Raw genomic sequence first — 15,713 nt, forward strand, 5'->3', positions numbered from 1 at the left:
CAGTTAATTATGGTGTTTCATATCTAGTTTTATTTTCATCAGGTCATCGAGCTCATATATAGGACGTTCAAGATCATACGGGACAGGCTTTTTTGAGAATGTCTGGAAGTACAACAAACAAGCATCTCTCCACCATACGGCATCTCGTGCCTGAATTTTTAATTTGGATTGAACCTCCTCGAAATGTCTGGAGTCTACATATTGCTCCATTCTATCCCAAACTTTCTGATACTCTCTTACCTGCTGTACACCCGAATCATACTTATAACAAAGAGCATCCCACATCGTTTTACCGTCATTCATCTTATAGTTCCATGGAACATGATGAAACCACAAGAGTAAATTCTCAGGACAGGTTGATATGTCATTATAAATATTATTCAAAGGAGGAAAATAATGGGACACGGCATCACTCCCCGTTGTTGTACGATTAAAACCGAGCCCTATAGTATCCGCTTTGTGATAGTATACAGAGGTCCAGTCTTCTCTAGCGGCTTGAGACAACCAAGGTTCAGGTCCGTAATGGTGGTCTTCGGCAAAAATATGGTGAAGTCCTAGCGGCATCATATAGTCAACAATGGTTTCTCTAGAGCTCAACATCATATTTTTCACCGGTTCTACAAATGCGTTATTATCCGAAAATGTCATTTTTATCCATTCATCAGCTATTTGGTTTGAAGAAAGTTGATGGTTCCAAGCTAAGCGTCCGAATGCATACCAGTTAGCCTGTGCAAAATGATGTCCACACCAGTTTGTATCTTCACCTATATTAGCTACAGCCGATATGGCCGTCGTTTTAGCTGGACGTAATGTCCCGTCTGTTATTTTGGCTACCGTAGAACCCTTTCCATACGAATATGTGTCGCTATCAAGAGTTTCCTTGAACATAGTAGCTAGATATGCAAGATGGTTAGAAAAACCGAGATACTCTTGTGTTATCTGAAATTCTACCATTGCCGGAGTCTTACGCAATGCACCAAACAAAGGATTGAATGGTTCACGTGGTTGAAAATCGATAGGACCGTTCTTTATCTGAATAATGACGTTATCCCGAAATCGTCCATCCAATGGTACAAACTCCTGATATGCCTGTTTTGCCCGGTCTTCCATACTCGGATTATATACAAATGCTCGCCACATAACTATACCCTTGTATGGCTTCAGTACATCGGCTAACATATTTGCGCCATCGGCATGGGTTCGTCCGTAATCTTGAGGTCCGGGTTGCCCTTCAGAATTAGCTTTTACCAGAAACCCTCCGAAATCGGGGATTAGTGAATAGATTTCTTTGGCTTTGGCTTTCCACCACTTCTGCACCTCCGGGTTTAATGGATCCGAATTGGATAGACCTTCCAATACCTTAGGGGAAGAGAAATTTACAGAGAGATAAACTTTCAGACCATAGGGACGGAAGATGTCAGCTAAAGCTTTTACTTTTTCCAAATAATCTTTCTTTAGAATATTAGGTGAAGCATTAACATTATTCAAAACAGTACCATTGATACCTATCGAAGCATTTGCCCGAGCATATTCTTTATATCGTGGAGAAAGTGTATTGGGCAGTTCGTCCCATTTCCATAACGAATAACCCGCATATCCACGTTCGATAGTTCCGTCCAGATTATCCCAGTGATTGAGGATACGTATATCGTAAGAGGGCAGTTCTTCTATATCTAAAGTAGTTAAGTCTGCTCCTGTTTGTTGCAATCGTAATAAACAATATGATCCATATAGTAGCCCGACATCAGAACCTGCTGAAATAATAATTTTCTGATTATTGGATTTAATACTATATCCATCTTTAAGATGCTTGAGTTTTTTATTTAACTGTAGCTCTACGGTCTGTCCTTGCCAATGATTTGATAATTCATCCAAAGCAATATTGATAGTAGGGCTACTATGTGATGATAGTATCGATTTCTCTTTTTGCTTTATTTCAGGGTAGCGTAGCCATAAGCGGCTTCCGTCTTCAGCCCATGATAAGAGAGATGATAAAATAAAAATAATAAAGAGCGAAATGTATCTGATTGTCATATTAATCCTTTTAATATTAAATACAAGGGCGAATATTCATTCGCCCTTGCCAGAAAACTAAGAGTCCAAAAAATTAACCTAAAACCTTTAAACCTAAAATAAACTAATAGCTTTCTAACCCTTCTATTGTTTTAATTGTTCCGTCATTGTTATATTCCAATTCGATAACTTTCATACTTCTAAGCCATGTTTTTCCGCCCGAGGGTACGGAGTCGTGATGGAAAAGATACCATTTGCCTCTGTATTCGACAATGCTGTGATGCGTTGTCCAGCCGACTACAGGAGTGAGTATAACACCACTATAAGTGAAAGGCCCGTACGGATTGTCACCTATAGCATAGCATAGAAGGTGCGTATCTCCAGTGGAATACGAGAAGTAATATTTGCCGTTATATTTATGCATCCATGATGCTTCAAAGAATCGTCGATTGGTGTCACCTTGCGTCAATGGATTGCCATGTTCATCAAGAATAATTACATCTCGAGGCTCTTCGTCAAATTCGAGCATGTCATCTCTCAGACGTGCAACTTTTCCACACAAAGCGGGTTCGTTGTCGGCCGGAAAAGAAGCGCACTCCAATGCTTTATTTTTGCGATAGCGTTGTAGCTGCCCGCCCCAGATGCCTCCAAAATAAATATAATATTGTCCGTTTTCTTCAAATACACAAGGGTCTATACTATAACTTCCTTTTATTGGGTTATCCTGTGGTATAAATGGCCCGTAAGGTTTATCGCTAACAGCTACTCCCAAACGGAAAATATCATTTTTGTCTTTCATTGAGAAATATAAATAATATTTGCCGTCCTTAAAAGCCGTATCGCTATCCCATAGCTGACGACCAGACCAGGGAATATTTTCCACTGAAAGGACAACTCCATGATCGGTTACCTCTCCGTTTTCCACATCGTCTAAAGAGAAGACATGATAATCTTTCATATTAAAATGATCTCCGTTGTCATTTTCTGCAATGCCGCTTTCCCAATCGTGGGAAGGATAAATATAGATCTTACCTTCGAATACATGTGCAGATGGGTCAGCCATATAATCCTTCGGAAATAAATATCGTGCTTGTTTCATTTTTTTATTAGATAATGATGCTTATTATTTTTGCTTATCTTTTCTCTTCAGGAAGACCGGCCATCTTGATTATTTCCTGAACAACAGGTTTAGCCTTGTATTGTCTGTCAAACAATAAAGGATAGTCGGTACGGCCTTTCATTGGAAAATCGTTTTTCCATGAATCTACATCGCTTACACCCCATAAGGTGACACGGGTTATTTTTTCCTTATTATCTATAAAGAGCTTAAAGAAACTACCCATGCGCTCTGTCCACGCTACTGAAACAGAATCAGGTAGTCCGGTTGTATATGGATTCATTTTCTGATTATATGCTTCTATATCAGAGATATTTGCTCCTGTGTTGCGACGAGGGGAGGGTAGGGCACTAAGATCCAACTCTGTAACCATAACCTTTACACCTGTTGAAGTATAATCATCAATAGTTGCCTGATATTCTTCCAGACTTGGTCCATCCATGCCAAAATGTCCTTGCATACCTACAGCGTCGATTCGTATATTTTTTCCCTTAAACGATTTTATCAAATTGATAATAGCTTCACGTTTGCCTTTATGCCATTCGTTATAGTCGTTATAATACAGTTCAGCATCAGGGTCAGCCTCATGAGCATATTGGAAAGCTAAAGGAATAAACTCTTCTCCCAAAATTGTGTAAAACTTACTTTTACGATATGATCCATCTTCCATAATCGCTTCATTCACCACATCCCAACCTTTTATACGTCCCTTGTAGCGAGACACTACTGTCGTGATATGATTTTTCATGCGTTGTTTAAGAACTTCAGCTGATACGTCTTTTCCATCATTATCTACGAAGAACCACGATGGGGCTTGTGAATGCCAAATTAGACAATGTCCTGTGATATAAAGATTGTTTTGTTCTCCAAATTCTACAAACTTATCAGCATCATCAAAGAAAAATTCACCTTCTTTGGGTTGCAGGAACATGCTTTTCATACAGTTTTCTGCTACTATGGCATCGAATTCGTTTTTCACAATATTTATCGATGCGGTATCTTTCCCATGTATCTGGGTTACATTAAGAGCTGTCCCTATATAAAATATCCCTTTTAGGGCTCCTTTTAGTGACGGTTCATTTTTTATTTCTTTATTACTTTTTGCGCTACAGGCAAATGCTGTCATCAGCAATAAAGAAATGAGAAAATAATAGATGTTTTTTTTCATACTAAAATGTTTTATAGCGTTATTTTTATTTCAAATGTCTCTCTTCAATCTCCATGTTTATTTTGTCGATTACATTATCTTCCAGCTCATATCGGGATATAATGAACATGGCTAAAAGAAGAAGTATTGCAGGTATGACAGCAACAAGCCATAAAATACCTTGTTCGGCAAAGGCAGATTGGGTAACTTCGTTGTCTTTGTCGAATCCGACAAATGCCAATACAAGCCCTGGAACAACACCACCTAAGGCCATTCCTGCTTTATAGAAGATACCTGTCAGAGCATTGACTATTCCTGAAATTCTTTTACCTGTTGTATGTTCTCCATACGAGATTACTTCTGGAACCAGAGCCCACATATAACCAGTAGCAACAATTATTCCTGTCGATTTGATGAATTGGGCAATAAAGACCAGCCAGACTTGAGTCTTAAGCGCAGGTATTACAGAAATGGCATACAACAACCCCATACCGATAATGGCAACCGTTAGAAATACATAGAACATTTGTTTTTTGCCGATTGCTCTTTTGATGGCAGGTACCATCGGCATAAAGATAAAGGCAGGGATAGATCCCAAAGCCATAAAGTATGGAAGCATATCGGGAGCCTGCACGTTGTAAATCATATAATACGACCCGGCTGAATTGCCGATTGCCATCATAGCAAAAGCTGTGATGAAGAAAAAAGCCAATATTCTCAGAGGACGATTATGTTTAAATTCTATCCACAAGTCGGAAACTTTTACATTTTCTGTTTCTTTTTCAGCCATTACTACCCGTTCTTTGGTCTGTGTAAAGCAGAAAATTAATAAGGTTAATCCGGCTATGGCATAAATAGTCATTGTGATAAACCATGCGTTGGCAGATTCCGGCGAATTAATTTTCCCGTCAGATGAGAACAGCTTTACAAGAATAGGTATTCCATAGCCTACCGCCAGTCCTCCCAGATTTGCCATAAACATACGTACCGAAGTCAGTTTGGTAATTTCGTCTGTATCGCGTGTAAGTGAGGCATTCAACGCTCCATAAGGAACATTTATAAGGGTATAAAGCATCGATAAACCAACATACGTTATGTAGGCATAGAGCAATGACCCCGAAAACCCATTCCAGAAACAAAGGATGGCAAAGCCCGTAAGAGGTATACCTCCAAGCACCAGATAAGAACGGTATTTACCTAATTTAGGATTGTGTTTGTCTACGAATGCTCCCACTATAGGATCCCAGATTACGTCAACAATACGTACTATAAGAAACATGATCCCTGCTGCGGCAGCAGAAATGCCGAATACATTTGTGTAGAAAATGAGAAGGTACATCGATACCGTCTGATAGATAAGGTTTTGGGCTAAATCGCCCGAGCCGAATCCAATGCGTTGTATTCCCGATAATTTGTAAAAACCTTTTGATTCGGCTTTACCTTGTGATGTTGATTCCATTGTATGTTTTATTTATTTTTTATTAATTCAACTTGGAATGAAGATGCGGGAAGACCTTCCTTATTCTTCAGGTTGGCTCCTTCGGGATTGTCAGCCCAGCCATATCGTACAGATACAGGTTGTTGCACCTGATTACTCCATACTTTTATTGTGTTTCTGTTTAATACAGCCGCTTCTGCCCAAACATACCTATTATCTCTTCCTGCAATAGTGAATCCGTTAAGCACCTGGTTGGAATATAAGCCTGATCCTACAGAAGAGAAAGTGAGAATGATATTATTACCTTTAACTTCGAAGTTTTCCAATTGGGGGCCTCTGCTTACAATTGTGGTGTCACCATAAGCTACACGTTGAGCTTCCAATGCCAAACGATGACCTACTCCTTTTTTGTTTTGTGGGTGAATATCGTTCCAGTCACCGAGTCCTAATGTGACAGCCATACCTGTATATGGTAAACATAAAGCTTTTCTTTGTGCTTCTCTAAGTTCGGCCATGCCACTCTCCGAAGGATATTTGTTTGCTCTGTTAAGTTCCGGCAGTTGAGCGTATATAAATGGTAACTCCGGTTCATTTCGTTGGGTTTTCCAATCTTTGATCAAATCCTTAAATAAGGCTTCGTATTCTTTTGCCCGGCCAACGTTGGATTCTCCTTGATACCAGATTACCCCTTTGATCTTATAGTTGTTTGATGGAGCAATCATGCCATTATACAGTGCGGTAGGTTTATCCTGATAAGAAGTATAACCACCTTCTATAGGTAGATTTTCTATTCCGACACGATATTTCCATTCTCCAGTCAAATCGATTGTCCTGTCACTCAGAATTATCTTATATGGCTTTTCTTCCATAAATGCACCTCCTCTATTGGTAACAACTCTTATCGCAACAGTATTTTTTCCGGCTTTAAGTATTCCTTCGGGAACATTATAGATACGCGGCGGATATTGATAACTTGTTGTACCAACAAGTTGCCCGTTAACAAAGGTTGAGTCTGAATCTATTATATATCCTAAGCGTAAGATTGCTGCTTGGGCTGCTTCATCTTTTGTTAGTTCAATTTCTTTGCGAAACCAGATGACACTTCTATTTATTTCCATGTCTTTTTCTCTCCATGAGCCTGGGAGATAATAATCTTTCCATTCCGATATATCAATATCTTCTTTATGCCAACTACCTGTGCCTTTGTCAATTGGTCTGATGCCAGACCATCTTTCAAGTCTTTCTTGTTGTTCTCTTTTTTTAGTTTCTTCGATAAATCCTATTGTTGCAAACTTTTCTGCTTCAGCATTGAGGTCAGGATATTTCTTTATAGTTTCGTCACTGATCCATGCTTCAACAGGAGTGCCACCAATGGCAGTGCTTATAAGTCCTATTGGAACTTTGTACTTGTTATACAGCTCTTTTGCAAAAAAGTATGCCGTGGCTGAAAATTCCATAATGTTTGCCTGCGAAGCATCTTTCCATTCTCCTCCTTTGTAATCAATAAGTGGCTCGCCGAATGCATAATTGTTTGGCATACGGAAAAGTCTTATATATGGATTATTAATCTCCTTTACTTCTTCACGGTACAAATCGAGTGTTCGTCTGATCGGTAATTCCATGTTAGATTGCCCAGAACATAACCAAACATCTCCAAATAAAATGTTTTTAATTATGATGTCATTGATCTGTATTTCGGAGGGTTCCCCTGCTTTTTGTGCCGGCAAAATAACTGTCCAATCTCCATTCTTATCGGCTTTTGTCTTATATGTTTCTCCTCGAAATTTTACAATTACAGATTCTTTAGGTGATGCCCAGCCCCATACTTTGACAGGGGTATCTCTTTGAAGTATCATTCCGTCGCTAATCAGGCGAGGTAATTTTACTTTCGCACTTGATTGTATACCAAAACCCAAAATGAATAGTACAATCAAACAGAATTTTACAATATTTTTACTTTGCATATTATTAAACTTTATTTCAATTCGCTTTCAGGTGCACCTAAGTAGGAAGGTTTCAGACCTCCAGTATCTATTAATATTTTTTGTAGAACAATGCCCGGTTCTAATACACGGAATCGAAGAGTGTGTTTTCCTTTTTCCGTTATCGTATGCTTTGTGGTCGATTTAATTATAGCTTCTGCCTGCCATAGACCAAGCTCGCCTTTGTAATGTCCGTTGAAATTTACGATTTGTTCATTCCTACCATCAACTGAGATTGCATAACGAAGCCCTTTATTCGCATTGAAGTTCAATGTCGGAGAAAGTAATAGATGTACATTAAATTCTCCTGTCGATTCGAAATCAATGTCATACTCGAGATAGATATTATCATTTTCTTTTGGATAGATATTTTGAGGGAAAGTAGTCATGACTGATTTTGTCTTCCCCATATCCGGTATCATATCCCAATGTATCTTGTCTGAATTATTCAAGCTACTGTAATTGCCCGCTTCAATAGAAACATAACCGTTTTTCTCGACAAAAACTTTGTCCTTATAGTCTGTTGTCTGCATTATGTATTCTACCTTAGGCATAATGCTTTTAGGTGGATTGTTCCAACTTCTATATCCTATACGTACCTGATCCATCATATGCGGCCATTTACCTCCGGCTATAGTCTGATTGTAATGGACAGTCAGTAATGAATCCCTCTTAAAACAATCTTTTACTTTATCTGCCCAATAATTAGCCTGTATATCTTTTTTAGCTGCATACAATTTATTCTTTGCTTGAGCATAATACATTTCATAAAGATTGGAACATGCATTGATTGGGAACAATACCAGTTGATCGAATGCATCTTTATATTCACTCGGCATGAGGTAATATAAACGCATAGCATCGATTACCAGATTGCGATAATCGTTCATTACAGTCTCAAATTCGTTATAATTTTCAAGGCTGTAAGTCTTATCATTTAATAATTCAGGAGTAACACGTCTATTGTATTTTGAGTAAAGATTAATCAATCGTGCCGCTTCTTTTGCGTATGTACTTCCGAATTGCTGTTCGCACCACTTTTCTGTATGATCCAAAAGGTTATGCGGATTGAATTGGCTGGGATTCCATGCCATATCGAGGAAGAAACTGATTGGATACTCCATTGGTTTAAGATCTCCTACATTAACAACCCATATACGATCCACTCCATGTGTGTAAGTAAGATTCATCTGTTCCCAGACACGTTGTATCGGATTTATATTGATCCACTTCGAATTTCGAGGGGCACCTACATAATCGAAGTGATAGTACATTCCATATCCTCCTTTATGTGGTTTCGAATTGATTTCGGGAAGTTTTCGTACATTTCCCCAGTTGTCGTCACAGAAGAGAAGTGTGACATCATCAGGTACTCGCATCCCCTGATCGTAATAATCTTGTACCTCTTTATACAGCGCCCAAACTTGAGGCGTTTCCTCCGGTTTCTTTCCTGTAACTTCGCTTATTATCTTTCGTTGATCCTTTACTATTTTTTCGAGCAAAGCAATGTTTGTATCTTCGCTCATTGCTTCGTCTCCATCTCCGCGCATGCCTACTGTTACTACTTTTTCCCAGTCTTTAGCTCGCTTCATTCCGAACCTCCAAGATTCTTGTAGCGCTTTTGTATTTTTAGTATAATCCCAAATGTTTGGTAAGTTATTCCTTTTTACATAACGATGCCAGTCGGATTGTGCCATAGCCATGGGTTCGTGGTGAGATGTACTCATGACAATTCCCATTTCGTTTGCTAAAACTCCGTTTTGAGGATCGTCGTCATAGAATGCGCTTCCCCACATGGCCGGCCAGAGGAAATTGCCTTTCAGGCGAAGAATTAGCTCAAAAACTTTCTCGTAAAATTTGCTGTTAAATCCGCCAAATGTTACATTAGCCCAACCACTAAGGGCAGGGGCTTCATCATTCAGGAATACGCCTCTGTATTTTACAGCAGGTTCTCCTTCTGTATATTTTCCTCTCTTTATATATATATTCTGTTGTTTTTTTATCGGAACATCTGCCCAATAATACCAAGGAGAAACTCCTATTTGTTTAGACAGTTCGTATATACCATATATGGTACCTCGTTTATCGCTACCAGCTATAACTAAGGCTTCTTTTACTCCTTCGAAAGGATTTTGTACCGTTTGAATCAAATATTTCTCATATTTCCCTTGCAATTCTGAGGCATTGATCTTTTTGTTTTTTACCAAATCATCAATGTATTTGCTCCTACCGATAGTGCCTATCAACAATAGAGTTTCTTCGGCAGACACTTTATCTACTTTCAATAAGGGAGATACTCCTGTTACTTTATCTACGTCCACAGATAAGTTGGTTATTGCTTTCAGTATTCCGGAGTCTATATTGTCATCGATCAATATAGGTGCGGCAATAAAAGGTTTTACCAGAGTAAAGACGTCCTCTTTGTCAGAGAATGAAACAAATTGATCTGCTTGAGCAAATAAAATCAAAGGGAATAAGCAGAGCGTTAATAGAATGTACTTTATATTATTCATGATATATGATAGATTTTCAGTATCGATAGTTTTATCATCATACCGGCATAAAACCAGTCAATTTTAGTCTAAGATTATGTACGATATGTATTAAACAAAATTAAAACAAGCTAAGGGAAACAGAGACTATTGTTGTATACTATTACCCAAGTAAATGTCTTATCTATATTGCATGTGTTGCATATCCTTTCGTTTTTGTCTTATTGTTTAATTTTAGAATTAAAATTGTCTTAAATTCTAGCTTTTAGATTAGCTGTTAATCGTCTTTTCTTTTTGAATCTTGCAGTTTTTTATTGTATTGTTTTTTCGGTGGATTTCTTTAGTGTTAATTGAAATTTAGGAAGTTGAAATCGAGAAAAATATTAATATCAGTAAATAGTCCGTGCGTTAATTGTATGTTTTTAGAAAAAACTGATGGAGTTTGTTCTATTTCAGCTTTCGCTGTAGATATAATGCAATTTCCATCTGTCTGTTACTTCTGGTGTGGTGATAATAATCGCATTTTGGCTATTTTCTTTTTTTTATAGGTATATCTAATTAGAAATGAGTTCTTAATTACTCTTATGGATAAATGGTTGTGCGCCTTGTGTGCAACAAAAGCAAAAGGATATGCAACACATGCAATATAGATAAGACATTTACTTGGGTAATAGTATACAACAATAGTCTCTGTTTCTCTTAGCTTGTTTTAATTTTGTAGTATGCCGTGGGTTTGGTCTGTACCAACGTGAATTATCACAATCCTTATTCTAAATATGAAAAATAAATAATCTAAATATTTACCATATGAAAAATATTATTTTAGTATTAGCCTTATTTATATCAGCTTTGGCTGGGTGCAAAAACACACCTTCAGTCAAAAAAGATAAGTTTACAAATCCTGTAATATATGCAGATGTTCCCGATATGGATATAATCAGAGTTGGTAGTGACTACTATATGGTTAGTACTACTATGCATTTAATGCCCGGAGCTCCTATTATGCGATCTAAAGATCTTGTTAATTGGGAAATTGTAAGTTATCTCTTTGATGAAATTAAAGACAGCCCTTTATATGATTTAGAAGGTGGCAACGTATATGGGCAAGGACAATGGGCGTCATCTCTTCGATATCATAATGGAAAATTTTATGTTCTGTTTGCTACGAACAGACCTCAGAGAACATATATTTATGAGACAGAAGATCCTACAGGTAAGTGGAAAAAAATAAGTGAATTTGATAGAACTTTTCATGATGCATCACTTTTGTTCGACGACGATGGAAAAGTTTACCTGGCCTATGGTAGCGGTCAGATTCGCATAACAGAATTGAAGAGTGATCTTTCGGATGTTAAACCTGATGGACTTGATGTTGTTGTGATCAAAGGAAAAGAAGATGGCTTCCCCAATTTGTTAGAAGGGACTCATCTATGTAAATACAACGATAAATATTATATGTTTTTAATCTGGTGGCCTCAGGGGGGCATTCGTACTCAATTATGCTTTCGTTCAGACCAGATCGGAGGACCTTATGAGTCAAAAGTAATCCTGTCAGACTTTATGGATAGACTGGGTGCAGGTGTTGCACAAGGTTGTATTGTTGATACAGAGGATGGAGATTGGTATGGCTTCTTATTCCAAGACAGAGGTGCTGTAGGACGCGTGCCGGTATTGATGCCTTGCCGTTGGGAAGATGGTTGGCCAATACTAGGTAATGAAGAGGGGAAAGTGCCTAAAGTAATGGAAAAACCTATACAAGGATTTAATGCAACACCGTTAGTTATAAGCGATAATTTCGATACTGATAAATTAGCTCTAAACTGGCAATGGAATCATAATCCTGATAATAATTTATGGTCTCTATCAGAACGTCCGGGTTATATGAGATTGAAAACAGGTAAAGTAGTTGAAACTATATTTGAAACTCGTAATATTTTATCACAAAGAACGGAAGGCCCAAAATGTAGTGGTATTATTTCTATGGATATTTCGAATATGAAAGATGGAGATATTGCAGGGCTCGGAGCATACTGTGCAGAACCGGGATTAATATCTGTGGCAATGGAAGGGAATAAAAAGTACCTTGTTATGACAGACCGAGATCAAGAAAAAGCTAGAGTTGATCTGTCCGTTGATAAGATATATTTACGTATGGATTGTGATTTCAATACCGATAATGCTAAATTTTTCTATAGTGTTGATAAAGAAAATTGGATACAATTAGGCACCGAATTTCATATGATTTATAACCTGAAACATTTTATGGGCAACCGCTTTGCAATATACAATTATGCAACTAAAGCTGCCGGGGGGTATGTTGATGTTGACTATTTTGAATATGCTAAAAGCGAATAATATGAATGTACAAGGGCTAAAATAGTTTCTAAGGTTAAATAAATCCTAACCGTAGTGTTATTCTATGCATAAGTTGATGTACTTAATCTAAATCATATAGTATGAAAAAATTTTTCTTTTTGCATTTATTTATTTGGGGACTGACAGTCGGGGCTATCAGTCAAAATTATAAAAGTGCGCCGAATGGATACGATGTACCCCGCACTGGGATATCTCATGGACAAATAGATACGGTAACTTATTATTCTAAGACCGTAGATACTAATAGAAAAGCTCTTGTTTATACTCCTCCCGGATACTCTAAAAATAAACAATATCCTGTATTGTATTTGTTGCACGGTATTGGAGGCGATGAAAAAGAGTGGCTTAGCCATGGACAGCCTCAAGTAATTCTTGATAATTTGTATGCTGATAAGAAAATAGTACCCATGATTGTCGTATTGCCCAACGGACGTGCTATGAAAGATGATCGTGCTATTGGAAATATAATGGAGGCACCAAAAGTAGAGGCATTTGCTACTTTCGAGAAAGATTTGTTAAATGACCTTATTCCTTTTATCCAGAAAACTTATCCTGTGTTGAAAAATCAGGAAAATCGCGCGCTTGCCGGCTTATCGATGGGTGGCGGACAATCTTTGAATTTTGGCCTCGGGAATCTTGATACATTTGCATGGGTAGGAGGTTTTTCTTCTGCGCCAAACACTAAAGCTCCAGAAGTGTTAGTCCCAAATCCGGATGATGCAAAGAAAAAATTAAAGCTCCTTTGGATCTCTTGTGGAGACAAAGACGGATTACTTAACTTCAGTAAGCGTACCCATGATTATTTAGCTAAAAATCAAGTTCCTCATGTTTATCAGGTTATACCGAATGGATATCACGATTTCAATATTTGGAAGCAAAACTTGTATATGTTCTCCCAATTGCTGTTTAAACCTGTGACTGCTGATCTTATCGAACAATACAGCTATATTCCTGAAGAAGCAGAGGTCGGTATCCCTGCATCAACAAATGTTCCCGGGGCTCAATATCCTCAGATATTATCTGGAAACAGAGTGTTATTTCGCCTAAAAGCACCTGATGCTAAAAGAGTGCAAGTGGATTTAGGAAAGAAATATGACATGGTTAGAGAAGAAGAAGGTTCATGGGCAATTACTACCGAACCTATTGTTGAAGGATTTCATTATTACTCTATCCTTATTGACGGTGTTGCTGTTTGTGATCCTGCAAGTCGTACTTTTTATGGTATGGGGCGTATGGCAAGTGGGATTGAAATACCCGAGAAAGGGGTGGATTACTATAACCTAAAGAATGTACCTCACGGACAAATAAGGCAGATTCGTTACTTCTCAGATGTTACCAAAGCATGGCGTAGAGCATTTGTATATACGCCGGCAGGATATGATACTAATACTTCGCAAAGATATCCCGTACTTTATTTACAGCATGGTGGAGGTGAAGACGAAACAGGATGGCCTAACCAAGGTAAGATGGATGCAATTATGGATAATCTGATAGCAGAAGGTAAAGCTAAGCCGATGATCGTAGTTATGGATAACGGCTATGCTGTAGATCCGTCGGCATCTTCAGCTAATTCGCCTCAGGGGCTTAGAGGATTGTTTCAGAACAGTGCATTGGAAAAAGTTTTTATTAACGAGATTATCCCTTTGGTAGATAAAGAATTTCGTACTATTCCGGATCGTGATCATCGAGCTATGGCAGGCTTATCGATGGGAGGGTTTCAGTCATTCCAGATTGCTATGACAAATTTGGATAAATTTGCTTATGTAGGCGGATTTAGTGGAGGCGGAATAATAGAACAAGGCGCTGATTTTTCTAAAATGTATAATAATGTTTGGTCTGACGTTGATGCATTCAACAAAAAAGTGAAATTGATATATTTAAGTATTGGAACTGCCGAGCCGACAAATATGTATCAAACCGTAAATAACTTTCATAAAGAATTCGAGAAAGCAGGAATTAAACATGTTTATTACGAATCGCCGGGAACATCCCACGAATGGTTGACATGGAGAAGATCATTGAATCAATTTGCTGAGTTGCTATTTAAGTAACGATATAATTAGATTGTTATACGGAAATAATAACAGTCTAAAGATTGAATTGTAAGAAATGAATATAATTGGACAAGTATCATATACGTGAAAAACAATTGTTAAAAGAACAACAAAATATAATCTAATGAAAAAGAAAGCTTTGATTTTTTTCTTGGGTGTTTTGCCATTGGCGATAGCTACTAATGCTCAAAACCCAATTATCACTCACATGTTTACAGCCGACCCTGCACCTTTGGTACACGATGGCACAGTATATCTTTATGCCGGACACGATGGTGCAACTGAAGAAGATACAAATTATAAAATGCCCGACTGGTATGTTTTTTCGTCTACCGATATGGTAAATTGGAAAGATCATGGATCTTGTCTTTCACCTTCAACATTTTCGTGGGCTACAGGCGATGCCTATGCTGCACATTGTGTTGAACGTAATGGCAAATTCTATTGGTATGTCTCAACTTTTCATAAAAGTGACGAAAATTCTAAAGGCGGCGCAGCAATAGGTGTCGCTGTTTCTGATAGTCCTATAGGACCATTCAAGGATGCGATAGGAAAAGCCCTCGTCGTGAATGAAATGACTACAGATATGAAACATGGATGGGATGATATTGATCCGGCCGTATTTATAGATGATGATGGACAAGCTTATCTCTATTGGGGAAACGGTAGTTGCAAATGGGCTAAACTGAAAGAAAATATGATTGAACTTGATAGTGAGATCACAGCTTTCAAGCCGGAAGGATATATTGAAGGTCCGTGGCTTTACAAGAGAAATGGAATGTACTATTTAATCTATGCAGGAGCAGGTACAAAACCCGAGATGATCGAATACTGTATGTCGAATAGTCCTGAAGGACCATGGGAATATAAAGGAATAATACAAGATAATGTACCCAATAGTTTTACAACTCATCCCGGAATTCTTGATTTTAAAGGCAATACTTATTTCTTTTATCACAACGGGGCTCTTCCTACCGGAGGAAGCTATCGCCGTTCTATTTGTGTAGATTATTTATATTTTAATCCGGATGGGACGATTCAGAAAGTTGTACAAACAAAAGAAGGTGTAAAGCCCGTTTGATAAAGTATATCAA

The 15,713-nt window shown here is 38.0% G+C and carries 9 protein-coding genes; 3 read left to right on the plus strand and 6 right to left on the minus strand.

Annotated elements, in window-relative coordinates; all coding sequences use genetic code 11:
• Positions 1-3 precede the first annotated feature (3 nt).
• The 6 genes from BGO84_RS06770 to BGO84_RS06795 all read right to left on the minus strand — a co-directional run bounded on the left by BGO84_RS06770 (position 4) and on the right by BGO84_RS06795 (position 10,210).
• Entirely contained in the window at positions 4-2,034 is a 2,031-nt protein-coding gene (locus tag BGO84_RS06770; protein WP_291028583.1) for an alpha-glucuronidase, read from the minus strand.
• 103 nt (positions 2,035-2,137) lie between these two features.
• Positions 2,138-3,112: a glycoside hydrolase family 43 protein gene (locus BGO84_RS06775; protein WP_291028584.1), complete on the minus strand. Its 975-nt coding sequence runs from the start codon at positions 3,110-3,112 to the stop codon at positions 2,138-2,140.
• 34 nt (positions 3,113-3,146) lie between these two features.
• Complete coding sequence (locus BGO84_RS06780) at positions 3,147-4,256, minus strand: endo-1,4-beta-xylanase (protein WP_291028607.1); 1,110 nt, start codon at positions 4,254-4,256, stop codon at positions 3,147-3,149.
• 67 nt (positions 4,257-4,323) lie between these two features.
• Positions 4,324-5,736: an MFS transporter gene (locus BGO84_RS06785; RefSeq protein ID WP_291028585.1), complete on the minus strand. Its 1,413-nt coding sequence runs from the start codon at positions 5,734-5,736 to the stop codon at positions 4,324-4,326.
• An 8-nt stretch (positions 5,737-5,744) separates the two neighbouring features.
• Complete coding sequence (locus BGO84_RS06790; protein WP_291028586.1) at positions 5,745-7,679, minus strand: sialate O-acetylesterase; 1,935 nt, start codon at positions 7,677-7,679, stop codon at positions 5,745-5,747.
• Positions 7,680-7,690: 11 nt separating this feature from the next.
• Complete coding sequence (locus tag BGO84_RS06795) at positions 7,691-10,210, minus strand: glycosyl hydrolase 115 family protein (protein WP_291028587.1); 2,520 nt, start codon at positions 10,208-10,210, stop codon at positions 7,691-7,693.
• A gap of 786 nt (positions 10,211-10,996) precedes the next feature.
• Between BGO84_RS06795 and BGO84_RS06800 the strand changes: the two genes are divergently transcribed.
• From BGO84_RS06800 to BGO84_RS06810, 3 genes are all read left to right on the plus strand, one after another.
• Complete coding sequence (locus BGO84_RS06800) at positions 10,997-12,544, plus strand: glycoside hydrolase 43 family protein (protein ID WP_291028588.1); 1,548 nt, start codon at positions 10,997-10,999, stop codon at positions 12,542-12,544.
• 101 nt (positions 12,545-12,645) lie between these two features.
• A complete protein-coding gene (locus BGO84_RS06805; protein ID WP_291028589.1) occupies positions 12,646-14,616 on the plus strand; it encodes an alpha/beta hydrolase-fold protein in 1,971 nt (656 codons plus the stop codon).
• A gap of 127 nt (positions 14,617-14,743) precedes the next feature.
• The gene (locus tag BGO84_RS06810) at positions 14,744-15,700 is read left to right on the plus strand and encodes a glycoside hydrolase family 43 protein (RefSeq protein WP_291028590.1); all 957 of its coding nucleotides are present in this window, start codon (positions 14,744-14,746) and stop codon (positions 15,698-15,700) included.
• The last annotated feature ends 13 nt before the right edge of the window (positions 15,701-15,713 follow it).

It is taken from the genome of Dysgonomonas sp. 37-18 (assembly GCF_001899125.1).
GTDB lineage: Bacteria > Bacteroidota > Bacteroidia > Bacteroidales > Dysgonomonadaceae > Dysgonomonas.